Here is a 23,389-nt window from a genome sequence, read left to right as displayed (position 1 = left end):
GGGTTGCACGTTGCGAAGGGACGGGTCGGGCACTGGACGCGGCGCATGCGGATCACCGGAACAGGAAGGCCGACAGCACGAAGTTGAACATCAGCACCAGCAGGGAGGCGTTGACCACCGCGCGGGTGGTGGCGACCGAGGTTCCCTCGATGGTGGGTTCGGCGTGGTAGCCCACGTAGGAGGCGACCAGCGCCGCGGTGCCGCCGAACACGGCGGCCTTGACGAAGGCGGGGACGAAGTCGCTGCGGAAATCCACCGCGTCCTTCATCGTCTGCCAGAAGGTGCCGTTGTCGATGCCCAGCACCTGCACCGCCTGGAACCAGCTGGCGGCGATCGCGAAGGTGGCGAAGAAGCCGACCAGCAGCGGCACGGTCAGCACCGCCGCCCAGAAGCGCGGCGCCACCGCCTTGCCGACCGGGTCGATCGCCATCAGGCCGAGCGCGGTGATCTGGTCGGTGGCGCGCATCAGGCCCAGTTCGGCCGCGATCGAGCTGCCGGCGCGGCCGACGAACAGCAGCGCGGTCAGCACCGGCGCCAGCTCGCGGTACAGGCCCAGGCCGATCAGCACGCTGACCTGGTTGGACGCGCCATAGGTTTCCAGGGCGCGGAAGCCCAGCAGGGTCAGCGACAGGCCGACGAAGGCGCCGCCGACGGCGATGATCGGCAGCGAGCGCGCGCCGATCTTGTAGATCTCGCGGATGAGCTCGGCGAAGAAGTCGGCGGTCGGCCGGGAAGCGCGCAGCACCGAGAGCGAGAACAGGCCGGCGCGACCGACCGAGCGCAGGGCGGAGGCGAGCGGCATCAGGGGGCGCTCCGTGCGGGCGGCATCGCGGTGGCGGACGCACCCCCACCCCAACCCTCCCCCGCGCTGCGGGGGAGGGAGCGGAGGCGCGGTTGCCCGCGCATGCGCCGGAGCGAGCCGAGGCCAGTCTTGTCTCCCCGCGCGGGGGAGATGGAGCGGATGCTTGTTTCTCCCCGCGGGCGGGAAATGGAGCGGACACCTGTCTCCTCCCCCCGCTTGCGGGGGGAGGCCGGGAGGGGGGCAAGGCCGGCGACGGGATGCATGGCGATCACGCTCACGCGGCCGCCGTGCGCGGGGCGCTGTCGAAGGCGATCGGGCCGTCGGGTTCGCCGCGCAGGAACTGGCGCACCAGCGGATCGTCGCTGGCCTGCAGCTGTTCCGGCGTGCCGGTGAACACGATGCCGCCGTTGGCCATCACCACCGCGCGGTCGGCGATGGGCAGGGTCTCGTGGACGTGGTGGGTGACCACGATGCTGGTCAGGCCCAGCCGGTCGTTGAGCTCGGAAATCAGGTTCATGATCACCCCCGACGCGATCGGGTCCAGCCCGGTCAGCGGCTCGTCGTAGACCATCAGCGGCGGGTCGAGCGCGATCGCGCGGGCCAGCGCCACCCGCCGCGCCATGCCGCCCGAGAGCTCGCGCGGGTACAGGTCGGCGGCCGAGCGCAGGCCCACCGCGTGCAGCTTCATTTCCACCAGCCGGTCGATCACCTCGCGCGGCAGCTTCGTGTGCGCGCGCAGCGGCAGGGCGATGTTCTCGGCCGCGGTCAGGTCGGTGAGCAGGCCGTTGCCCTGCAGCAGCACGCCGATCGACTTGCGCAGCGCGAGCAGTTCGCGCTGGCGCTGCGGCACCTCGCGTCCGAAGACCTCGACCCGGCCCGCGGCCGGGACCAGTTCGCCGGTAAGCGCCGCCAGCAGCGTCGACTTGCCGCAGCCCGATGGGCCGAGCACGGCGGTGACGCTGCCGCGCGGCACCGACAGGTCGATGCCGGACAGGATCGTGCGTCCGCCACGGTCCAGGCGGACGGCGTCGAAGCGCACGGCAATGGTGTCGTTGGGGGCGTCGGTCATGGGCGCGACGAGTGGCAGGTGCAACCCGGCAGCCGGACAGCATGGGGGGCTGCGGCTGAACCTCGACGTAGCCGTCACGGTCCGGCGCGTTGCGCACGGCAGGCGACGCGGGTGGCGGCGCGGCACCGTTCGCCGCCGCATGGCGCAGCCGGACGCGGGCCGCTCACTCCACCGCGGCGGGCAGCGTCTCGGGCAGCACGCCGTTGTACTGGGCGCGCGGCCGGATCAGGCGGCCCGCGGCCTGCTGTTCCTGCGCGTGCGCCAGCCAGCCGGCCAGGCGCCCGGCGGCGAAGATCGCAAGCGCCGGCGTTTCCGGCAGTCCGTGCACGTAGCAGATCGCCGCGAGCATGCCGTCGATGTTGGGCAGGCGGCCGCTGGTCTCGGCCGCGGCCTGCACCAGCGCATCGACATGCGCCATGCGTGGATCGCCGGCGCGATGCCGGCGCAGCATCGCCAGCACCTCGGCGCCGCGCGGATCGCCGTCGGGATAGAGCACGTGGTGGAAGCCGGGCAGTTCGTCGCCGCGGCGCCAGCGCTCACCGATGAAGCCGGCGGGCGAGCCGGCCGCGGCGGCATCGGCGATCAGCGCATAGGCGCGCGCGGTGGCGCCGCCATGGCGCGGACCCGAGAGCGCGGCCAGGCCGGCGCACACGGTGCCGTGCAGGTGGGCGCCGGTGGAGGCGACCACGCGCGCGGCGAACGCGGACACGTTGAGTTCGTGGTCGGCGCACAGCACCAGCGCGGCGCGGACCAGGTCGGCGAAGGCCTCGTCGCCGGGCCGCCAGGCGTCGGCGAGCAGGCGGTGCACCGGGCGCGCGTCGGGCGTGCCGGCCACCAGCAGGGCGGCGTTCTGGCGCAGCAGGGTGGCGGCGATGCGGCGCCGGGCGGCGGGCGCGGCGTTGAGCGAGTCGCGCTGGTCCACCGCCAGCAGCGGGATCGCCGCCATCGCCCGCTTGAGCGGTGGCAGCGACGCATCGCTGGCGATCGGTGCCACCCGCGCCGGCCACGGATCCGCCGGCAGCGGATCGAAGGGATCGAGTTCGCCGCAATCCCAGAGCAGGCGCGCGGCATCCTCGAGCGTGTCGCCCGCGCGCACCATCGCCACCGCCGCGCGGCCGCGGTAATAGGGGCTGTCGGGACGGATCAGCGAAATCGCCGTCTCCATCACCGGCAGGCCGCGGTCCAAGCTCTGCGCGGCGCCCCGCGCAGCCCCGCGCCCGGCCTTCTTGCGCTGGGCCAGGCGCTCGATGTCGCGGCGCAGGTAGACCCGGCTGCGGTGGTCGGGACCGGGCCGCGACTCGATCAGCCCGCGGCTGACGTAGGCGTACAGGGTGGCGGCGCTGATCCCGAGCCGGGCGCAGGCCTCGGGCGCGGGAATCAGGTCGCCGTCGGCGGGACGGGGCTTGGGCATGGCTCAGCTTGATCCGTTCAATCAAGATTGATCAACCCGACGAAGGGTGCCACATTGCCGTCCACCGGGAAATCCCCGTCGCCACCCCGCAGGCCGCCATGTCCGCCATCGTTTCCGCCGGCGCGCGCTTCCGCGCCGCCCTCGCCGCCGAATCGCCGCTGCAGGTCGTCGGCGCCATCAACGCCAACCACGCGCTGCTCGCCAGGCGCGCCGGCTACCGCGCGATCTACCTGTCCGGCGGCGGCGTGGCCGCGGGTTCGCTGGGCCTGCCCGACCTCGGCATCAACACGCTCGAGGACGTGCTCATCGACGTGCGCCGCATCACCGACGTGTGCGAGCTGCCGCTGATGGTCGACATCGACACCGGCTTCGGCCCCAGCGCGTTCAACATCGAGCGCACGATCAAGTCGCTGATCAAGGCCGGCGCGGCCGCCTGCCATATCGAGGACCAGGTCGGCGCCAAGCGCTGCGGCCATCGTCCCGGCAAGGAGATCGTGAGCCAGGGCGAGATGGTCGACCGGGTCAAGGCCGCGGCCGATGCGAAGACCGATCCGGACTTCTTCCTGATCGCGCGCACCGACGCCATCCAGGTCGACGGCGTGGACGCGGCGATCGAACGCGCCATCGCCTGCGTGGAGGCCGGCGCCGACGGCATCTTCGCCGAGGCCGCCTACGACCTCGACACCTACCGCCGCTTCGTCGATGCGGTGAAGGTGCCGGTGCTGGCGAACATCACCGAGTTCGGCGCGACGCCGCTGTTCACCCGCGACGAGCTGGCCTCGGCGGGCGTTGCGATCCAGCTGTATCCGCTGTCGGCGTTCCGCGCCATGAACAAGGCGGCCGAGACCGTGTACGAGGCGATCCGACGCGACGGCCACCAGAAAGCGGTGGTCGACACCATGCAGACCCGCAACGAGCTGTACGACCGCATCGGCTACCACGCCTTCGAGCAGAAGCTCGACGCGCTGTTCGCGGCGAAGAAATGAACACCGCCGCCGGCCCGTGGGCCGCATGGTCGGCCGGCGGGGCGGACACGACGCGCGTCGTGCCCGCGTCCCCCCTCCGGCGCGTTATGGCGTGGCGGCACCGCCACTTCAGTCCTTCCAACGCAGCGCTCCGGCGCAAGCGGACATCCGGTGCGGCATCGGCCGCCGCCTTCCCTCAGCACACGCATTGACGCACTCCAGGAGACACCCGACATGAGCGAAGCCATTCCCGCCACGCCATTCAAGCCGAAGAAGTCCGTCGCCCTGTCCGGGACCGCCGCCGGCAACACCGCGCTGTGCACGGTGGGCCGCACCGGCAACGACCTCGCCTATCGCGGCTACGACATCCTGGATCTCGCCACCACGTCCGAGTTCGAGGAGATCGCGCACCTGCTGGTGCACGGCAAGCTGCCCAACCGCGCCGAACTGGCCGCGTACAAGACGAAGCTGAAGGCGCTGCGCGGACTGCCGGCGGCGGTGAAGGTGGCGCTGGAGCAGCTGCCGCCGTCAAGCCATCCGATGGACGTGATGCGCACCGGCGTGTCGGTGCTCGGCTGCGTCAAACCGGAGAAGGACGACCACAACCACCCCGGCGCGCGCGACATCGCCGACAAGCTGATGGCTTCGCTGGGTTCGATGCTGCTGTACTGGTACCACTACGCCTACAACGGCAAGCGCATCGAGGTGGAGACCGAGGACGATTCGATCGGCGGCCACTTCCTGCACCTGCTGCACGGGCAGAAGCCGAAGGACAGCTGGGTGCGCGCCATGCACACCTCGCTGATCCTGTACGCCGAGCACGAGTTCAACGCCTCCACCTTCGCCAGCCGCGTGGTCGCCGGTACCGGCTCGGACATGTACTCGGCCATCTGCGGCGGCATCGGCGCGCTGCGCGGACCCAAGCACGGCGGCGCGAACGAAGTCGCGTTCGAGATCCAGAAGCGCTACGACAGCCCGGACGAGGCGGAAGCCGACATCCGCGCGCGCGTGGAGCGCAAGGAAGTGGTGATCGGTTTCGGCCACCCGGTGTACACCGTGTCCGATCCGCGCAACAAGGTGATCAAGCAGGTCGCGAAGGACCTCTCGGTCGAGGCCGGCAGCACGAAGATGTACGACATCGCCGAGCGCCTGGAATCGGTGATGTGGGACATCAAGAAGATGTTCCCCAACCTCGACTGGTTCAGCGCGGTCAGCTACCACGTGATGGGCGTGCCGACCGACATGTTCACCCCGCTGTTCGTGATCTCGCGCACCTCCGGCTGGAGCGCACACGTGATCGAACAGCGCATCGACGGCAAGATCATCCGTCCGAGCGCCAACTACACCGGGCCGGAAGACCAGGCCTTCGTGCCGATCGACCAGCGCGGTTGAGCCGCCGCATCGCTCCCTCCCCCGCGTGCGGGGGAGGGCCGGGGTGGGGGCCAGCGTCGCATCGCTGCCCCGACGCGCGCTGCGCGCGCGCCCCCATCGCCCTTCGGGCACTTCCCCCGCTTGCGGGGAAAGGAACCGCCCCGACCCATCCGGTTTCGAGCCAGCCATGAACAGCCAGCACCGCAAATCCCTCCCCGGTACCCAGCTCGACTGGTTCGACGCGCGCGCAGCGGTCGAAGCGCTGCAGCCCGGCGCCTGGGCGAAGCTGCCCTATACCACGCGCGTGCATGCCGAGAACATCGTGCGTCGCGCCGATCCGGCGCGCATCGACGACTACCTCGGCCAGCTGGTACGTCGCGAGCGCACGCTCGACTTTCCCTGGTTCCCGGCGCGCGTGGTCTGCCACGACATCCTCGGCCAGACCGCGCTGGTGGACCTGGCCGGGCTGCGCGATGCCATTGCCGAGCAGGGCGGCGACCCGGCGCAGGTCAATCCGGTGGTGCCGGTGCAGCTGATCGTCGACCACTCGCTGGCGGTGGAGTGCGGCGGCTTCGATCCGCAGGCCTTCGGCAAGAACCGCGCGATCGAGGACCGGCGCAACGAAGACCGCTTCCATTTCATCGACTGGACCAGCAAGGCGTTCGAGAACGTCGACGTGATCCCGCCGGGCAACGGGATCATGCACCAGATCAACCTGGAGAAGATGTCGCCGGTGATCTACGTGCAGGACGGGGTGGCGTTCCCCGACACCTGCGTGGGCACCGACTCGCATACCCCGCATGTCGATGCGCTGGGCGTGATCGCGATCGGCGTGGGCGGCCTGGAGGCCGAGAACGTCATGCTCGGCCGCGCCTCGTGGATGCGCACGCCCGACATCGTCGGCGTCGAGCTCGGCGGCAGGCCCGCGCCCGGCATCACCGCCACCGACGTGGTGCTGGCATTGACCGAGTTCCTGCGCCAGTCGAAGGTGGTCGGCGCCTACCTGGAATTCCGTGGGCCGGGCGCGGCGGCGCTGACCGTGGGCGACCGGGCCACGATCTCGAACATGGCGCCCGAGTACGGCGCGACCGCGGCGATGTTCTTCATCGACGACAACACCCTCGACTACCTGCGCCTCACCGGCCGCACCGACGAGCAGGTGGCCCTGGTCGAGACCTATGCCAAGGCCGCGGGACTGTGGGCCGACGACCTGGCGACCGCGCAGTACGAACGCACGCTGCACTTCGACCTGTCCAGCGTGGTGCGCAACATGGCCGGTCCGTCCAATCCGCACCGGCGCCTGCCCACCAGCGACCTCGCCCAGCGCGGCATCGCGGACGAGACCAAGCTCGCCTCGGGCCGCGTCGAGGAGGCTTCGGGCCTGATGCCCGACGGCGCCGTGATCATCGCCGCGATCACCAGCTGCACCAACACCTCCAACCCGCGCAACGTCATCGCCGCCGCCCTGCTCGCGCGCAATGCCGTGGCCAGGGGACTGGCGCGCAAGCCCTGGGTCAAGACCTCGCTGGCGCCGGGCTCGAAGGCCGTGCAGCTGTACCTGGAGGAATCGGGACTGCTGCCGCACCTGGAGCAGCTGGGCTTCGGCATCGTCGGCTTCGCCTGCACCACCTGCAACGGCATGAGCGGCGCGCTGGATCCGAAGATCCAGCAGGAGATCATCGAGCGCGACCTGTATTCGGTGGCCGTGCTCAGCGGCAACCGCAACTTCGACGGCCGCATCCATCCCTACGCCAAGCAGGCCTTCCTGGCCTCGCCGCCGCTGGTGATCGCCTACGCCATCGCCGGCACCGTGCGCTTCGACATCGAGAAGGACGCGCTGGGCGTCGATGCCGACGGCAATCCGGTGACGCTCAAGGACCTGTGGCCCAGCGACGAGGAGATCGACGCGGTGGTCAAGGCCAGCGTCAAGCCCGAGCAGTACCGCGCCGTGTACGGGCCGATGTTCAAGCTGCGCGTCGAGTCGGGCGAGACGGTGAGCCCGCTGTACGACTGGCGACCGCAGTCGACCTACATCCGCCGCCCGCCCTACTGGGAAGGCGCGCTGGCCGGCGAACGCACGCTGCGCGGCATGCGTCCGCTGGCGGTGCTGGGCGACAACATCACCACCGACCACCTTTCGCCCTCGAACGCGATCCTGCCCGACAGCGCCGCCGGCGAATACCTGGCGAAGATGGGCCTGCCGGAGGAGGACTTCAATTCCTACGCCACCCATCGCGGCGACCACCTCACCGCGCAGCGCGCCACCTTCGCCAACCCGAAGCTGGTGAACGAAATGGCGACCGTCGATGGCGAGGTGAAGCCCGGCTCGCTGGCCCGCATCGAACCCGAAGGCCAGGTGACGCGCATGTGGGAGGCGATCGAAACCTACATGGCGCGCAAGCAGCCGCTGATCATCGTGGCCGGTGCCGACTACGGCCAGGGCAGCTCGCGCGACTGGGCGGCCAAGGGCGTGCGCCTGGCGGGCGTGGAGGCGATCGTGGCCGAGGGCTTCGAGCGCATCCACCGCACCAACCTGATCGGCATGGGCGTGCTGCCGCTGGAGTTCCGCAGCGGCGACACGCGCCACACCTGGGCCATCGACGGCACCGAGACTTTCGACGTGGTCGGCGACCGCACCCCGCGCGCGACGCTGACCCTGGTGATCCGCCGCCGCAACGGCGAGACCGTCGAGGTGCCGGTGACCTGCCGCCTGGATTCGGACGAGGAAGTGTCGATCTACGAGGCCGGTGGCGTGCTGCAGCGCTTCGCCCAGGATTTCCTGGCCTCGCAGGCGGCCTGAGCCGTGCCCGGGGCGGCGCACGCCGGGCACGCCTGGCAGGAGGTGGCGGCGACGTGGAACGCACGTCGGCGGATGTCGAAAACCGGCGGGCCGGTTCGTCGTAGCGTCACCAACCCGAACGGAGACACCCGATGACCGATCACGCCGCCCCCGGTACCGTCCGCCTGCACCGCATCCTGGCCGCGCCGCCCGAGCGCGTGTACCGCGCCTTCCTCGACCCCGATGCGCTGGTGCGCTGGCTGCCGCCCTACGGCTTCACCGCGAAGATGCACGCCTTCGAGCCGGGCGTCGGCGGCGGCTACCGCATGTCGTTCACCAACTTCGGCACCGGCGCGAGCCATGCGTTCACGGTGAAGTTCGTCGAACTGGTGGAGAACGAGCGCATCGTCCACACCGACACGTTCGACAGTCCCGGGCTGCCCGGCGACATGCAGGTCACGATCGCCCTGCGCAAGAGCGTCGCCGGCACCGAGCTGCAGATCGAGCAGGCCGGCATTCCCGCCGCGATTCCCACCGACATGTGCTACCTGGGCTGGCGCGATTCGCTGGAGATGCTGGCGAAGCTGGTCGAGCCCGAAATCCCGGACGGCGGCTGAGCGATGGAGGCCGGATGCCTGGCGCTGATGGCGCGCCCGCCCGCGGAGACGGCCGGCCTGATCGAGGCGGTCCTGCCGGCGCTGGGACTGGATGCCGGCAGCGACCGCTGGCCTGCCGCCAACCTGCACCAGTCGTTCTCGTCGGGCGACCCGGCCGATCGAGAACCGGCGCTGCGACGGGTGCTGGCGCAGCTCCACGCGCCCGCCTTCGACCTGCTGTTCAACCGGGTCAGCCTGGGCGATCGCTGGCTGCTGCGCGCCCGGGGGGTGCCGTCCGGTTTCGCCCGGCTGCTCGCCGAGGTGCGCGCGGCCATGGCGGCAGAAGGCATCGGCGACGACAGCAGCCATACGCCGCATGTCACGCTGTGCGACCTGCCGCCGTTCGTGCAGGAAGGCTCGCGCTGGCTGCCGTCGCCGATCCGGTGGCGCGTCGATGCGATCGAGCTGGTCGCCGTCGCCCGTCATCCGTACCGGTACGAGACGCTGGCGCGGCAGCCGCTGCCGTCGCCGCCGCAGGGCGAGCTGTTCGACGCGCCGCTTCCGCCTCCCCACGCTTTTCCACAACGCACGGCAACGCAGGACATTCCATGGGACTGAAGAAGGGCATCAGGCAACTGGTCGCGGACGCGAACGCGCGCATCGCCACGATCCCGGTGGAGGACGCCAAGGCGCTGCTCGGCGATCCGGGCGTGCAGTTCGTCGACATCCGCGACGTACGCGAACTCGAACGCGAAGGCATGGTGCCCGGCGCCTTCCACGCGCCGCGCGGGATGCTCGAGTTCTGGGCCGATCCCGACAGTCCGTACTTCAAGCCGGTGTTCGGAGAAGACCGGCGCTTCGTCCTGTACTGCCAGTCGGGCTGGCGCTCGGCGCTGGCGGCGGCGGCGCTGCAGGACATGGGCCTGGAGCGCGTGGCGCATGTCGCCGGCGGCTTCAACGGCTGGAAGGCGGGGAGCGGGGAGGTCGCGCAGAAGGCGTCGCGCGCGCCGGCGGCGGGCGGACAGCTGCGCATTCCCGCGACCTACATGCGTGGCGGCACGTCCAAGGGCGTGTTCTTCCGGCTGGAGGACCTCCCCGAAGCCGCGCGCGTGCCCGGCCAGGCGCGCGACCGGCTGTTCCAGCGGGTCATCGGCTCGCCGGATCCCTACGGCAAGCAGACCGACGGCATGGGCGGGGCGACCTCGAGCACCAGCAAATGCGTGATCGTCTCGCGCGCGACGGTGCCCGATCACGACGTGGACTATCTGTACGGCCAGGTGTCGATCGACGCGGACTTCGTCGACTGGAGCGGCAACTGCGGCAACCTGTCCTCGGCGGTGGGACCGTTCGCGATCGCCAGTGGCCTGGTCGACCCGGCGCGGGTGCCGCGCGACGGCAGCTGCACGGTGCGCATCTGGCAGGCCAATATCGGCAAGACCATCGTGGCGCAGGTGCCGGTGGTGGGCGGACAGGTGCAGGAGACCGGCGACTTCGAGCTCGACGGCGTGACCTTCCCGGCGGCCGAGATCGTGCTGGAGTTCCTCGATCCTTCCGATGAGGGCGAGGCGGGTGGCGCGATGTTTCCCACCGGCAACCTGGTCGACACGCTCGACGTGCCCGGCATCGGCCCGCTGCAGGCGACGATGATCAGCGCCGGTATTCCGACCGTGTTCGTCAACGCCGCCGACATCGGCTATGAGGGCACCGAGCTGCAGCCGGCGATCAACGAGGACCGCGCCGCACTGGCCAGGCTCGAGGCGATCCGGGTTGCCGGCGCCCTGCGCATGGGCCTGATCAACGCACCGGACGAGGCGCTGTCGCGGCAGCACACGCCCAAGGTCGCCTTCGTCGCGCCGCCGCGCGATTACGTGGCGTCCAGCGGCAAGCCCGTGCCAGCCGCCGGCATCGACCTCAACGTGCGCGCGCTGTCGATGGGCAAGCTGCACCACGCGATGATGGGCACCGCCTCGGTGGCCATCGCCACGGCCGCGGCGGTGCCCGGCACCCTGGTTAACCTCGCCGCCGGCGGCGGCCCGCGCGAGGTGGTGCGCTTCGGCCATCCCTCCGGCACCCTGCAGGTGGGCGCCGCGGTGGCGCAGGTCGACGGGCAGTGGACGGTGACCAGGGCGGTGATGAGCCGCAGCGCCCGCGTGCTGATGGAAGGCGCGGTGCGGGTGCCGGCGGAGACGCTGGACTAGCTGCGCCGACGCGGCGCCCGGCCTCCTCCCGCGTCGTGGGATCGACTCCCCCGTCTCGCGCGGGGGAAGGAGCAGGGCGCAACAGCGACGCCGCTCAGTTCTTCCGGCCGAACCGTTCGCCGAAGAAATCCCCCGCGTTCCATCGCGGCCGTTGCGCATCGTTGCCTACCAGCTGGCCGATGCGCGCATTGAGTCGCGCCATGCGCGCCGCGTCGCCGTAGTGGATCGGCAGGTCGATGTCGTCGCAGGGCTGGTGGTAGCAGTTGCGCAGGAACCAGGTGGTGGCCAGCTTCGGATCCTGCTGCGGATTGGCGCCGACCACGCCGCCCATCAGGTAGACCGCCGGGATGCCCGCGCGCACGAAGGCGTACTGGTCGCTGCGCACGAACACCACTTCCTCCGGGAACGGGTCGGGCGACAGCGCCACGCCGACCTCGCCGGCGGCCTGCTCCAGCGTGGCCGCCAGCGTGGAGTGCGCCACGCCGATCGGCACCACGTCGGTGGTGGGCGCGGTCAGCACCGGCATGTCGAGGTTGATGTTGGCCACCAGCGTGCCCTCGACCGTGGGCCGCTGCGCGAACCACTCCGCGCCCAGCAGGCCCTTCTCTTCCGCGGTCAGGGCGACGAACAGCAGCGAACGCTTCGGCGCCGGGCCGGCGGCGAGTTCGCGCGCGGCTTCCAGCATGATCGCCACGCCCAGGGCGTTGTCGAGCGCGCCGTTGTAGATGGCGTCGCCCTCGACCGGCGCGCCGCTGCCGATGTGGTCCAGGTGCGCGGTGTAGCCGACGTGCTCGGCCGCGAGCGCGGGATCGGCCCCGGCGATGCGGCCGACCACGTTGCGCGAGGACAGCGGTTCGATCCGGCTGCGCCCGGCCAGGTGCAGGGTGCCGGGCAGGTCGAAACCGTTGAGCTGGCCGCTGCGCGCGGCCTCGAACAGGGCCGCGGCGGTCTGCCCGCTGCCCTCGAACAGCGCATCGGCGGCCGCCGCGCTGACCAGCGCGGTCGCCCGCAGCTGCGGCCAGCCGTCGATGGCGCGGCCCGCGTCGTCGCGCAGGCGCATCGCCGGCTTGCCGGCGTGCTGCAGCGTGCGCGCCCAGGGCGCGCGCGCCTCGTCGTCGACGGTGTTGACGAACACCGCGCCCACCGCACCGCGGGCGACCACGTTGCGCAGCTTCTCGCGCTGGGAGGCGTGGAAGGCGCGGCGGGTGTCGTCGAAGGTGCCCGGCGCGCCGCCGAACATCACCGCGATCTTCCCCTCCAGCTCGAGTCCGGCGAAATCGTCGTGGCCGACTTCCGGCGCATGCACGGCCTGGCCGACGAACACCGCCGGCGCCTCGAGGCTGGACTCGGGCGCGTGGAAGTTCACCCCCGGCAGGAACTGGTCGCGGAACGCCAGCGCGCGCGATTCCGAGCCGCGCCGGATCTCGAAACGCGCACCGTCGGCGAGCAGCGTCGCGCGCAGCAGCGGCACCGCCTGGAACCAGCCCGCGTCGCCGGCCGGGGCCAGGCCCAGCTCGGCATAGCGCCTGGCCACGTACTCGGCCGCGCGGTCGTAGCCCGACGTGCCGGCCTCGCGGCCGTCCATCGCATCGTCGGCGAGCGCCCGCACGTCGGCCTCGATGCGCTGGCCGGCGGCGGTGTCGTTGGCCGGCCGCGGCGTGGATGGCGCGGGCACGGCCGCCGCGTCGCCGGCATCGGCGGGCGAGGGCGCGCGCTGGCAGGCGCTGCCGGCCAGGCAGGCGGACAGCAGCAGGACGGCGATCGGGCGACGGATCATCAAGCAGGCTCCGGAAGGCAGCGCGGACGCTAGCACCGGCGTGCGCGCTGCGCCAACCGCGCGCACACGCCGGTGCAACGCGCCGCGTCTATGATGCAGTGGATGCAGCGCCACCACGATTGACCGCGGTCAATGCCCCGACCGGCTGCGATCGCGATCATGGCCTGTCGCATCCGTACGCGGGCGACGGGTCCTGCGCGCGCTGCAGGCACGACCCGCATTCGACATCGACCCCCGAGGTGACGACATGGACAAGGCTTCCAATCTTCCGATGGCGCTGTGGAAGGCCAATCTCGACCTGCAGACGCGGCTCGGCCGCCTGCTCCAGGACGGCGGCCAGCAGTGGCTGGAACAGGGCACGCGCGCGGCCGGCGAAAGCGCGGCCGAATTCCAGGCGCAGGCAAGCCGGCTGCTGCAGGCCGGCGACTGGCAGGCGCTGGCGGCGCTGCCGATGGAGACGTTCTGGCGCCAGACCGCGCAGCGCACGGGCGATGGCGAGGCGGCGGCGCAGTCGGCGCTGCAGGCCCAGCAGGCCTTCGTCGGCGGCCTGGCCGAGGCGCTGCAGGAATGGCAGCGCGACCTGGCCAAGGCCTGGGCGGTGGCCGGCATCGACGCCGGGGCCGTCCCCGGCATCGCCGGATCGTGGGAGACGCTGCTGTCGAACCTGCAGCAGAGCATCGCCGCCATGACGCCGGCCGGCGCCGGCGGGACCGGCCCGCGCAAGCGGAGTGGCTGAACCCGGCGCCCCGGCCGCACAGGACGCGTCCGCAGCGGACGACTGGCACGCCATCGATGCCGGCCGGGCGCTGGCGCGGCTGGGAGCCGGCCACGCGGGCCTGGCGGCGGACGAGGTCGCCCGCCGCCTGCAAGCGCACGGCCCCAACGCGCTGCCGCCCGCGCAGCGCGTGCCCGCGTGGCGGCGCCTGCTGCGCCAGTTCAACGATCCGCTGATCCTGTTCCTGCTGGCCGCGGCGGCGATCGCCACGCTGGTCGCGCACTACGTCGATGCCGGGGTGATCGCCGCGGTGGTGCTGGTCAACGCGGTGGTCGGTTTCGTCCAGGAGGGCCGGGCCGAGCAGGCATTGTCGGCGCTGCGCTCGATGCTGGCGCCGTCGGCGCGGGTGCTGCGCGACGGCCACCGCGCGACGGTGGCCGTCGAGGACCTGGTGCCCGGCGACGTGCTGCTGCTGGAGGCAGGCGACCGCGTCCCGGCCGACGCGCGCCTGCTGCGCGCGCGCGGGCTGCGGGTGGACGAGTCGGTGCTGACCGGCGAATCGGTGCCGGCCGACAAGCAGGTCGATCCGGTCGCCGCCGATGCCGACCTCGGCAGCCGCGCGTCGATGTTGTACTCGGGCACCCTGGTCGCGACCGGGCAGGCGGCCGCGGTGGTGGTGGCGACCGGCACGCAGACCCGGATCGGCCGCATCGGCACCCTGCTGGGCCAGGTCGAGACCCTCACCACGCCGCTGCTGCAGCAGATCGCGCGTTTCGGCCGTGGCTTCACCCTGATCGCCCTGGTCGCGGCCGCGGCGCTGTTCCTGTTCGCCGTCGGCGCACGCGGCTATGCCTGGCTGGACGCGCTGATGGTGGTGGTGGCCCTGGCCGTGGGCGTGGTCCCCGAAAGCCTGCCGGCGGTCATCACCATCACCCTGGCGATGGGGGTGCGGCGCATGGCCGCGCGCAACGCCATCGTGCGGCGCCTGCCGGCGGTGGAGACGCTGGGCGCGACCACGGTGATCTGCTCGGACAAGACCGGCACCCTGACCCGCAACGAGATGACCGCGCGCGGCGTGGCCACCACCGCCGGACGGGTCGAGGCCGACGGCGGCGGCTATGCGCCGCAGGGACGGCTGGCCGCGCTGGACGGCGGCGATCCCGCCCTGGCGGCGGCGCAGCGCGTGGCGCGGATCGGGCTGCTGTGCAACGACGCGCAGCTGCATCCGTCCGACGACGGCCACTGGCGTGTCGACGGCGACCCGATGGAAGGCGCGCTGCTGGCGCTGGCCGGCAAGGCGGGTTTCGATGCCGCGGCGCTGCGCAGCGCGCATCCGCGCCTGGACGAGGTGCCGTTCGATGCCGCGCACCGCTTCATGGCCACCCTGCACGCCGATGCGGACGGCGCCGGCGCCCTGGTCTGCGTCAAGGGCGCGCCCGAGCAGGTGCTGGCGCTCAGCGTCGCCCAGGCCGGGCGCGATGGCCAGGCCGAGCCCCTCGATGCGGACGCCTGGCGACGCGCCATCGACGCGGCCGGTGCCGAAGGCCAGCGCGTGCTGGGCTTCGCCTGCAAGCGGCTGGAGCGCGTGCCGGCGCGGTTCGCGCTGGAGGACGTGGAAGGCCTGCTGTTCGTCGGCACCGTCGGCTTCATCGACCCGCCGCGCGAGGAGGCGATCCGCGCGGTGGCCGACTGCCGGAGCGCCGGCATCGCGGTGAAGATGATCACCGGCGACCACGCCGCCACCGCGGCGGCCATCGCCACCCAGCTGCGCCTGGCCGACGAGGTGCGCGTGGTCACCGGCCAGGAACTCGAAGGCGTCTCCGAGGCCGACCTGCCGGCGCTGGCGCTCGAAGCCAGCGTGTTCGCCCGCACCACGCCCGAGCACAAGCTGCGCATCGTGCGCGCGCTGCAGTCGCGCGGCCACACCGTCGCCATGACCGGCGACGGGGTCAACGACGCGCCCTCGCTCAAGCAGGCCGATATCGGCATCGCCATGGGCCACAAGGGTACCGAGGCGGCGAAGGAGGCCAGCCAGATGGTGCTGGCCGACGACAACTTCGCCTCGATCGCCGCGGCCGTGCACGAGGGGCGCGGCATCTACGACAACATCCGCAAGGTCATCGCCTGGACCCTGCCGACCAACGGCGGCGAGGCGCTGGCGGTGCTGCTTGCGATCGTCTTCGGCGCGGTGCTGCCGATGACGCCGCCGCAGATCCTGTGGGTCAACATGGTCCTGACCATCACCCTGGGCCTGGCGCTGGCGTTCGAGCCGCCCGAACCCGGGGTGATGACGCGACCGCCGCGACGCCGCGACGCGCCGCTGGTCTCCGCCTTCATGGTGTGGCGCATCGTGCTGGTGTCGATCCTCTTCAGCCTGGCCGCGTACGGCGTCTTCTACTGGGCGCTGGCGCGCGGGCACGACGTCGGAACCGGGCGCACCATGGTGGTCAACACCTTCTGCGTGCTCGAGATCTTCTACCTGTTCAGCGTGCGCTACCTGCACGGCACCTCGTTCTCGTTGCGCGGCTTGCGCGGCACGCCCGCGGTGCTGTGGGCGATCGCCGCGGTGGTGGCGGCGCAGCTGGGCTTCACCTACCTGCCGTGGATGCACGCGCTGTTCGACAGCCGCCCGGTGCCGCTGCTGGAAGGTGCGGTCATCGTGGCGGTGGGCGTGGCGCTGCTGCTGCTGCTCGAGGCCGAGAAGTGGCTGCTGCGGCGCCTGGGTGTGTTCGCCGAGCTGCGGTCCGTGGCAGGATCGGGGCCGACGCCAGGGGACGCCACCGCATGACCGCCGCCACCGACTGCAACCTGCTGCTCGCCACCGACCTGGCGCCACGCTGCGATCGCGCCACCGACCGCGCCATCGCGCTGGCCCGGGGCTCGCGCGGTCGCGCGGTCGCCGCCACCGTCGTGGAGCCGGCCGAACGCTCCGCGCGCAACGTGCCGCGCCACGACCTGCCGGGCTGGTATACCGAGCCGACCGACGCGCAGCTGGCGCGCCAGCGCCTGCAGCGCGAGTTCGAGGGCGAGTCGCGTCGCTGGGACGTGCACGTGGGCGAGGGAACGGCCGGCGACCAGGTGACCGCGCTGCTCGATGCGATGGTGCCGGCCCTGGTGGTGACCGGCCCCGTGCGCGGCGGCGCGCTGGGGCCGGCGGTGCTGGGTTCCACCGTGGACCGGCTCCTGCGGCGGCCGGAGACCACGCTGCTGATGGTGCACGAGCGTGCGCACCGGCCCTATCGCCGCCTCCTGCTGGCCAGCGATTTCTCGGAAGCCTGCGGTCTCGCGCTGCGGCGCGCGCGCGAACTGTTCCCTGCCGCCGCGTTGACGGTACTGCACGGCTATTCGGTGCCGATGCTGGGACTGCTCGACACCACCCGCGACCAGGCTCTGGCCGACACGCGCGCGCAGCTGCGTGCCGAGGGGCGTGCGTTCCTGCGCGATGTCGGGATCGGCGACGACGTGGAACTGCTGGTCGAGCACGGCGACCCGGCGCGCCTGGTGCAGCAGTACGTCGACAGCGTCGGCGCCGACCTCGTGGTGTTGGGGACCCACGGCCGCGGCGCGATCCACGAACTGGTGGTGGGCAGCGTCGCCAGGCGCATGCTGACCACGGTGCTGGCGGACATGCTGGTGGTGCATGGTTGATGCGTTTACCGCGCCGTTACGCGCCCTGCTGATGCCGCCCCGGCAACCTGCACGCCACCCTCCCACGACGTTCCGCATGATGGCGCCCCATGACCCCTGACGACGACCTGCGCATCCTGCGCAACCGCACCTTCGACGAACTCGCCATTGGCGACACCGCGACCATCGAGCGCACGCTCGCGCAGCAGGACATCCAGCTGTTCGCGGTGCTCTCGGGCGACCTCAACCCGACCCACATCGATCCCGACTTCGCCGCCTCCACCCGCTACAGCGGCGTGATCGCGCACGGCATGTGGGGCGGCGCGCTGATCTCGGCGGTGCTGGGCACGCGCCTGCCGGGGCCGGGCACGGTCTACCTCGGCCAGACCCTGCGCTTCCTGGCGCCGGTACGACTGGGCGACAGGCTCACCGTCCAGGTCACGGTGACCGCGCTGGATCCCGGCAAACGCTGCGTGACCCTGGCCTGCAGCTGCACCAACCAGGACGGCAAGCGGGTGATCGAGGGCGAGGCGCAGGTGATCGCGCCCGACGAGCGCATCGAACGCGCGCGCACCGCGCTGCCGGAGATCCGCCTCGATGCCGCCGGCAACGACGGCCTGGCACGGCTGCTGGCCCACGTCGCGCCGATGGAAGCGATCCGCGTGGCGGTGGTGCATCCCTGTGACGCATTGAGCCTGTCGGGCGCGATCGACGCGCGCGATGCCGGCCTGATCGAGCCGGTGCTGGTCGGCCCGCGCGCGCGGATCGAGGCCGCGGCCGCGGAGGCCGGCGTGGAACTCGCCGGCCTGGCGATCGAGGACGTGCCGCACAGCCACGCGGCCGCCGCGCGCGCGGTCGAACTGGCGCGCGAGGGCAGGGTCGAGGCGCTGATGAAGGGCAGCCTGCACACCGACGAGCTGATGGCGGCGGTGGTGTCCTCGGCCACGGGCCTGCGCACCAAGCGCCGGGTCAGCCACTGCTTCGTCCTGCAGACGCCGCACTACCCGCGCCCGTTCATCGTCACCGACGCGGCGATCAACCTCGCGCCCGACCTGGCGCAGAAGGCCGACATCATCCGCAATGCCATCGAGCTGGCGCACGTGATCGGCGTGGAGCGGCCCAAGGTCGCGATCCTGGCTGCAGTCGAGACCGTGACCCCGACCATGCCGGCCACGCTCGATGCCGCCGCACTGTGCAAGATGGCCGACCGCGGCCAGATCGAGGGCGGCGTGCTCGACGGCCCGCTGGCCTTCGACAACGCGGTGTCGATCGCCGCCGCGCGCACCAAGGGCATCGTCTCCGAGGTCGCCGGCCAGGCCGACATCCTGGTCGTGCCCGACCTGGAAAGCGGCAACATGCTGGCCAAGCAGGTGATGTTCATGGGCGACGCCGCCAGCGCCGGCATCGTGCTCGGCGCAAAGGTGCCGGTGGTGCTGACCAGCCGCGCCGATTCGCGCGAATCGCGCATGGCCTCGTGCGCGATCGCGCTGATGCTCGCGCACCGCTACCGCACCACGCCGCCGTAACTGGCCCCGCCTCTATCGTGGGAGCGACCTTGGTCGCGAAAGCCCTTCGCGCGCAAGCGTGCTCCCACGGCGACGATGCCTGGCGCGCCCGCAAGGCAGCCGCGTGCTGGCCCGTGGTGACAGCTGCACCACCGGCCTTGACTCTGGACCCGGGTCCAGGGTGCAGACTGGCCTCCCGCATCGGAGAGCGCCCATGTCCAGCATGAGCATCGGTCAACTCGCACAGCGCGCCGGCGTCGCCATCGACACGGTGCGCTACTACGAACGCAGCGCGCTGCTGCCGCCCGCCGGGCGCCTGCCGTCCGGTTACCGCCGCTACGGCGACACCGAGCTCAAGCGCCTGCGCTTCATCCGCCGCGCCAAGGCGCTGGGCTTCCAGCTGGAGGACATCCGCGAGCTGCTGTCGCTGGGCGACTCGGGCGACGTGGCCAGCGTCAGGCACGCCGCCCAGCACAGGCTGGAGGACGTGCAGGCGCGCATCGCCGAACTGCAGCGCGTGTGCGCCGGGCTGGAAACCCTGGTTGCCGCCTGTCCCGGCCACGGCCGCGCCGACGCCTGCCCGATCCTCAACGCGCTGGCCGGGGAGGATGCGGCATGAGCGAACTCGCGCACGCCGACACCCACGGCAACGGATCCACGCCCCTGCGCGACCCGGTCTGCGGCATGACGGTCAAACCCGACTCCCCGCACCGCGTCGAGCACGGCGGCCACGACTGGCGCTTCTGCAGCGCGCATTGCGCGACGAAGTTCGCCGCCGATCCCGCACGCTACGACGGCAGCGCGACGCCACCGCCGGAAGAGCGCGACCCGGTCTGCGGCATGACGGTCAAACCCGACTCCCCGCACCACGTCGAGCACGCCGGCCACGACTGGCGCTTCTGCAGCGCACATTGCGCGACGAAGTTCGCCGCCGATCCCGCACGCTACGACGGCAGCGCGACGCCGCCGCCGGGAGAGCGCGACCCGGTCTGCGGCATGACGGTCAAGCCCGACTCCCCGCATCGCGTCGAACACGCCGGCCGCAGCTGGCGCTTCTGCTGCGCGCGCTGCGCCGACAGGTTCGCCGCCGACCCTGCCCGCTACGACGGCAGCGCCGCGCGCGGCAGCTGCTGCGCCGGCCACGGCACGACGCCCGCGCCGCCACCCGAAGCGCTGCCGCCCGGCACCATGTACTTCTGCCCGATGGACCCGGAAGTGCGCCAGGACCACCCCGGCACCTGCCCCAAGTGCGGTATGGCGCTGGAGCCGGAGATTCCCAGCCTCGAGGAGGGCGACAGTCCCGAACTTCGCGACTTCTCGCGCCGCTTCTGGTGGACCCTGCCGCTGACCGCGATCGTGTTCGTGCTGGGGATGTTCGGCCACCAGCTGGGGCTGATGGACATGGCCACCCAGAGCTGGGTGGAACTGGTGCTGGCCACGCCGGTGGTGCTGTGGGCGGGCGCGCCGTTCTTCGTGCGCGGCTGGCAGTCGATCCGCAACGCCAGCCCCAACATGTGGACCCTGATCTCGCTCGGCACCGGCGCGGCCTTCGCCTACAGCGTGGTCGCCACGGTCGCGCCGGGCGTGTTTCCGGCCGCGTTCGCGTCGATGGGCCGGGTCTCGGTGTACTTCGAGGCCGCGGCGGTGATCGTCTCGCTCACCCTGCTCGGCCAGCTGCTCGAGCTCAAGGCGCGCGCGCAGACCTCGGCCGCGATCCGCTCGCTGCTGGGCCTGGCGCCGAAGACCGCGCGCCGGCTGCGCGAGGATGGCGACGAGGAGGACATCCCGCTCGAACACGTGCACGTCGGCGACCGCCTGCGCGTGCGCCCCGGCGAGAAGGTGCCGGTGGACGCGGTGGTGCTCGAGGGTGGCAGCGCGGTGGACGAGTCGATGCTCACCGGCGAGCCGCTGCCGGTGCGCAAGGGTCCGGGCGACCGCGTGATCGGCGCCACGCTCAACACGTCGGGCGCGCTGGTGGTGCAGGCCGAACGCGTGGGCTCGGCCACCCTGCTGTCGCGGATCGTGCAGATGGTCGCGCAGGCACAGCGCTCGAAGGCGCCGATGCAGCGCCTGGCCGACGTGGTCGCCGGCCGCTTCGTGCTGGGCGTGGTGGCGGTGGCGCTGGTCGCGTTCTTCGCCTGGGGCCTGGTCGGCCCGGAGCCGGGCTGGGTCTACGGCCTGGTCAACGCGGTGGCAGTGCTGATCATCGCCTGCCCCTGCGCGCTGGGCCTGGCCACGCCGATGTCGATCATGGTCGCCACCGGTCGCGGCGCGACGCTGGGCGTGCTGTTCCGCGACGCCGCCGCGATCGAGCGGCTGCGCGAGGTCGACACCCTGGTGGTGGACAAGACCGGCACGCTCACCGAGGGCCGCCCGGCGTTCGAGGACGCGGTGGCCGTCGACGGCTTCGATAGCAGCGAGGTGTTGCGCCTGGCCGCCAGCCTCGACCAGGGCAGCGAACATCCGCTGGCCGAGGCGATCGTGGCTGCCGCGCGCCAACGCGGCCTGGCGCTGGCCGCAGTGGACGGCTTCGAATCGACTTCGGGCATCGGCGTGCGCGGCGAGGTCGAGGGCCATCGCCTCGCGCTGGGCAACACCGCACTGATGCGCGAGGAGGGCGTCGATCCCGCGCCGCTGGCGGCGCGCGCCGAAGCGCTGCGCGGGCAGGGCGCCAGCGTGATGCACCTGGCGGTCGACGGCGCGCTGGCCGGCCTGCTGGCGGTGTCCGATCCGGTCAAGGCCAGCACGCCCGAGGCGCTCGCCGCGCTGCGCGCCTCGGGCCTGCGCATCGTCATGGCCACCGGCGACGGCCTGACCACGGCCAACGCGGTGGCCGCGCGCCTGGGCATCGACGAGGTGCACGGCGAGGTGCGGCCTGAGGACAAGCTCGGACTCATCGAACGCCTGCAGTCGGAAGGCCGGGTGGTGGCGATGGCCGGCGACGGCATCAACGACGCGCCGGCGCTGGCGCGCGCGGATGTCGGCATCGCCATGGGCACCGGCACCGACGTGGCGATGGACAGCGCCCAGGTCACCCTGGTCAAGGGCGACCTGCGCGGTATCGCGACGGCGCGCGCGCTGTCGCAGGCCACCGTGTCGAACATGCGCCAGAACCTGCTGTTCGCGCTGGCCTACAACGGCCTGGGCGTGCCGATCGCCGCCGGCGTGCTGTATCCGTTCACGGGCCTGCTGCTGTCACCGATGATCGCGGCGGTGGCGATGAGCTTCAGTTCCGCCTCGGTGGTCGGCAATGCGCTGCGCCTGCGCAACCGGCGCCTGGTATTGCCCGCAACCGGAGATTCCCACGCATGACCGCGCATGACGCCGACCGCTATCCCACCGGCGGCGACCTGGTGCTGGTGCTCAACTGCGGCTCGTCGAGCATCAAGTTCGCGCTGTTCGACGCCGGCCAGCAGCCGCTGCCGCGCGCGCCGGTATGGAACGGCAAGGTGCAGGGCATCGGCGGGCCGTCGCCCACGTATGGGGAGACCGGGATCGAACCTGCACCGGTGGAACTCGACGCCGGCCAGCCCTATCGGTCGGCGCTGCAGCGCATCCGCCAGGGCGTGGTCGCGCGCCTGGGCGGGCGCAGGCTCGCCGCCATCGCGCACCGCGTGGTCCACGGCGGCAGCCGCTACTTCGCGCCCACGCGCGTGGACGAAGGCGTGCTGGCCGACCTCAAGGGCTACATCCCGCTGGCGCCGCTGCACCAGCCCTTCGCGCTGGAGGCGATCGAGATCCTGCTGCGCGAGCGCCCCGACATCCCGCAGGTGGCCTGCCTGGATACCGGCTTCCACCACACCCTGCCGGAGGTGGAGAAGATCCTGCCGCTGCCGTTCGACGCCTGGCAGCGCGGCCTGCGCCGCTACGGCTTCCACGGCCTGTCCTACGAATACATGGCCACCGCGCTGCCCGAGCGCCACGGCGCGCTGGCGAAGGGGCGGGTGGTGGTCGCGCACCTGGGCAGCGGCGCCAGCCTGTGCGCGATGCAGGGCCTGCAGAGCGTGGCCACCACCATGGGCTTTTCCGCCCTCGACGGCCTGATGATGGGCACGCGCACCGGCGCGCTCGATCCCGGCGCGCTGCTGTACCTGATGGAGATCGAGAAGCTGTCGCTGGAGGAGGTGGGACAGATGCTCTACCACCGCTCCGGCCTGCTCGGCGTGTCGGGCATCTCGCCCGAGCCGCGCGTGATCGTGCGACACGAAACCGACGAAGGCGAAACCGGCGAACGCGCGCGGCTGGCGCTGGACCTGTACGTGCGCCGCATCGTGCGCGAGATCGGCGCGCTGGCGGCGGTGCTGGGCGGCCTCGACCTGCTGGTGTTCACCGCCGGCGTCGGCGAGCACAATGCCTTCGTGCGCGAGCGCGTGTGCCGCGACCTGGCCTTCCTCGGGCTTGCGCTGGATCAAGGCGCCAACCAGGCCGATGCACCGATCATCTCCAGCGACGACAGCCGCGTGCGCGTCGGCGTGGAGCCGACCAACGAGGAATGGGTGGCCGCGCGCGACGCGCTGCGCACCCTCGACTGAATCGCGGCCGCCCTCGCGGGTGCCCGCAGGCGGAGGTGGGCG

17 protein-coding genes and 1 pseudogene are annotated in these 23,389 nt (G+C 72.1%); 14 read left to right on the top strand and 4 right to left on the bottom strand.

Annotation, left to right across the window (positions count from 1 at the left end):
• Positions 1-52 precede the first annotated feature (52 nt).
• The 3 genes from Q0863_RS17705 to Q0863_RS17695 form a co-directional block, all read right to left on the bottom strand.
• Complete coding sequence (locus Q0863_RS17705; RefSeq protein ID WP_298581512.1) at positions 53-802, bottom strand: MlaE family lipid ABC transporter permease subunit; 750 nt, start codon at positions 800-802, stop codon at positions 53-55.
• 274 nt (positions 803-1,076) lie between these two features.
• Positions 1,077-1,871, bottom strand: coding sequence for an ATP-binding cassette domain-containing protein (locus tag Q0863_RS17700; protein ID WP_298581510.1), 795 nt, complete (start codon positions 1,869-1,871; stop codon positions 1,077-1,079).
• Positions 1,872-2,034: 163 nt separating this feature from the next.
• Positions 2,035-3,282, bottom strand: a complete 1,248-nt coding sequence (locus tag Q0863_RS17695) for a citrate synthase family protein (RefSeq protein WP_298581508.1) — start codon at positions 3,280-3,282, stop codon at positions 2,035-2,037.
• Positions 3,283-3,380: 98 nt separating this feature from the next.
• Here Q0863_RS17695 and prpB point away from each other — a divergent pair, with 98 nt between their 5' ends.
• The 7 genes and pseudogenes from prpB (at position 3,381) to prpF (ending at position 11,191) form a co-directional block, all read left to right on the top strand.
• Entirely contained in the window at positions 3,381-4,268 is an 888-nt protein-coding gene (gene prpB / locus Q0863_RS17690) for a methylisocitrate lyase (protein WP_298581506.1), read from the top strand.
• Positions 4,269-4,481: 213 nt separating this feature from the next.
• The gene (gene prpC / locus Q0863_RS17685; protein WP_298581504.1) at positions 4,482-5,639 is read left to right on the top strand and encodes a 2-methylcitrate synthase; all 1,158 of its coding nucleotides are present in this window, start codon (positions 4,482-4,484) and stop codon (positions 5,637-5,639) included.
• Between the two features lie 166 nt (positions 5,640-5,805).
• Complete coding sequence (gene acnD, locus Q0863_RS17680; protein WP_298581502.1) at positions 5,806-8,418, top strand: Fe/S-dependent 2-methylisocitrate dehydratase AcnD; 2,613 nt, start codon at positions 5,806-5,808, stop codon at positions 8,416-8,418.
• A gap of 131 nt (positions 8,419-8,549) precedes the next feature.
• Positions 8,550-9,014, top strand: coding sequence for an SRPBCC family protein (locus tag Q0863_RS17675; protein ID WP_298581500.1), 465 nt, complete (start codon positions 8,550-8,552; stop codon positions 9,012-9,014).
• A 27-nt stretch (positions 9,015-9,041) separates the two neighbouring features.
• Positions 9,042-9,611, top strand: a complete 570-nt coding sequence (locus Q0863_RS17670; RefSeq protein ID WP_298581498.1) for a hypothetical protein — start codon at positions 9,042-9,044, stop codon at positions 9,609-9,611.
• Positions 9,602-9,952, top strand: a pseudogene (locus Q0863_RS17665) (rhodanese-like domain-containing protein); the annotation flags it as partial. The gene Q0863_RS17670 and the pseudogene Q0863_RS17665, both read left to right, overlap by 10 nt.
• A gap of 66 nt (positions 9,953-10,018) precedes the next feature.
• The gene (prpF, locus tag Q0863_RS17660) at positions 10,019-11,191 is read left to right on the top strand and encodes a 2-methylaconitate cis-trans isomerase PrpF (RefSeq protein WP_298581531.1); all 1,173 of its coding nucleotides are present in this window, start codon (positions 10,019-10,021) and stop codon (positions 11,189-11,191) included.
• 94 nt (positions 11,192-11,285) lie between these two features.
• On the opposite strand, the gene Q0863_RS17655 is transcribed toward prpF, so the two are convergent.
• The gene (locus tag Q0863_RS17655; protein ID WP_298581496.1) at positions 11,286-12,968 is read right to left on the bottom strand and encodes a M28 family metallopeptidase; all 1,683 of its coding nucleotides are present in this window, start codon (positions 12,966-12,968) and stop codon (positions 11,286-11,288) included.
• Positions 12,969-13,215: 247 nt separating this feature from the next.
• Between Q0863_RS17655 and Q0863_RS17650 the strand changes: the two genes are divergently transcribed.
• From Q0863_RS17650 to Q0863_RS17620, 7 genes are all read left to right on the top strand, one after another.
• On the top strand, positions 13,216-13,704 hold the full coding sequence (locus Q0863_RS17650; RefSeq protein ID WP_298581494.1) for a phasin family protein: 489 nt from the start codon (positions 13,216-13,218) through the stop codon (positions 13,702-13,704).
• Positions 13,697-16,471: an HAD-IC family P-type ATPase gene (locus Q0863_RS17645; RefSeq protein WP_298581492.1), complete on the top strand. Its 2,775-nt coding sequence runs from the start codon at positions 13,697-13,699 to the stop codon at positions 16,469-16,471. Before Q0863_RS17650 ends, Q0863_RS17645 begins: the two co-directional genes overlap by 8 nt.
• Entirely contained in the window at positions 16,468-17,331 is an 864-nt protein-coding gene (locus tag Q0863_RS17640; protein ID WP_298581490.1) for a universal stress protein, read from the top strand. The genes Q0863_RS17645 and Q0863_RS17640 overlap by 4 nt, the downstream gene beginning before the upstream one ends.
• An 89-nt stretch (positions 17,332-17,420) precedes the next feature.
• The gene (locus tag Q0863_RS17635; protein ID WP_298581488.1) at positions 17,421-18,836 is read left to right on the top strand and encodes a bifunctional enoyl-CoA hydratase/phosphate acetyltransferase; all 1,416 of its coding nucleotides are present in this window, start codon (positions 17,421-17,423) and stop codon (positions 18,834-18,836) included.
• 202 nt (positions 18,837-19,038) lie between these two features.
• The gene (locus Q0863_RS17630; RefSeq protein ID WP_298581529.1) at positions 19,039-19,434 is read left to right on the top strand and encodes a heavy metal-responsive transcriptional regulator; all 396 of its coding nucleotides are present in this window, start codon (positions 19,039-19,041) and stop codon (positions 19,432-19,434) included.
• Entirely contained in the window at positions 19,431-22,127 is a 2,697-nt protein-coding gene (locus Q0863_RS17625) for a heavy metal translocating P-type ATPase (RefSeq protein ID WP_298581486.1), read from the top strand. The genes Q0863_RS17630 and Q0863_RS17625 overlap by 4 nt, the downstream gene beginning before the upstream one ends.
• Entirely contained in the window at positions 22,124-23,347 is a 1,224-nt protein-coding gene (locus Q0863_RS17620) for an acetate/propionate family kinase (protein ID WP_298581484.1), read from the top strand. The genes Q0863_RS17625 and Q0863_RS17620 overlap by 4 nt, the downstream gene beginning before the upstream one ends.
• Positions 23,348-23,389 lie beyond the last annotated feature (42 nt).

It is taken from the genome of uncultured Luteimonas sp., assembly GCF_947492465.1.
In the GTDB taxonomy this organism is placed as follows: Bacteria; Pseudomonadota; Gammaproteobacteria; order Xanthomonadales; family Xanthomonadaceae; genus Luteimonas.
The sequence above is the reverse complement of the archived record's forward strand: the minus strand, read 5'-3'. Positions and strand labels throughout refer to the sequence as shown.

Bases quoted from the DNA above. Each gene is read 5' to 3' on its own strand.
- Q0863_RS17705 (WP_298581512.1), bottom strand. From the start codon at position 802: ATGCCGCTCGCCTCCGCCCTGCGCTCGGTCGGTCGCGCCGGCCTGTTC.
- Q0863_RS17700 (WP_298581510.1), bottom strand. From the start codon at position 1,871: ATGACCGACGCCCCCAACGACACCATTGCCGTGCGCTTCGACGCCGTC.
- Q0863_RS17695 (WP_298581508.1), bottom strand. From the start codon at position 3,282: ATGCCCAAGCCCCGTCCCGCCGACGGCGACCTGATTCCCGCGCCCGAG.
- prpB (WP_298581506.1), top strand. From the start codon at position 3,381: ATGTCCGCCATCGTTTCCGCCGGCGCGCGCTTCCGCGCCGCCCTCGCC.
- prpC (WP_298581504.1), top strand. From the start codon at position 4,482: ATGAGCGAAGCCATTCCCGCCACGCCATTCAAGCCGAAGAAGTCCGTC.
- acnD (WP_298581502.1), top strand. From the start codon at position 5,806: ATGAACAGCCAGCACCGCAAATCCCTCCCCGGTACCCAGCTCGACTGG.
- Q0863_RS17675 (WP_298581500.1), top strand. From the start codon at position 8,550: ATGACCGATCACGCCGCCCCCGGTACCGTCCGCCTGCACCGCATCCTG.
- Q0863_RS17670 (WP_298581498.1), top strand. From the start codon at position 9,042: ATGGCGCGCCCGCCCGCGGAGACGGCCGGCCTGATCGAGGCGGTCCTG.
- Q0863_RS17655 (WP_298581496.1), bottom strand. From the start codon at position 12,968: ATGATCCGTCGCCCGATCGCCGTCCTGCTGCTGTCCGCCTGCCTGGCC.
- Q0863_RS17650 (WP_298581494.1), top strand. From the start codon at position 13,216: ATGGACAAGGCTTCCAATCTTCCGATGGCGCTGTGGAAGGCCAATCTC.
- Q0863_RS17640 (WP_298581490.1), top strand. From the start codon at position 16,468: ATGACCGCCGCCACCGACTGCAACCTGCTGCTCGCCACCGACCTGGCG.
- Q0863_RS17635 (WP_298581488.1), top strand. From the start codon at position 17,421: ATGACCCCTGACGACGACCTGCGCATCCTGCGCAACCGCACCTTCGAC.
- Q0863_RS17630 (WP_298581529.1), top strand. From the start codon at position 19,039: ATGAGCATCGGTCAACTCGCACAGCGCGCCGGCGTCGCCATCGACACG.
- Q0863_RS17625 (WP_298581486.1), top strand. From the start codon at position 19,431: ATGAGCGAACTCGCGCACGCCGACACCCACGGCAACGGATCCACGCCC.
- Q0863_RS17620 (WP_298581484.1), top strand. From the start codon at position 22,124: ATGACCGCGCATGACGCCGACCGCTATCCCACCGGCGGCGACCTGGTG.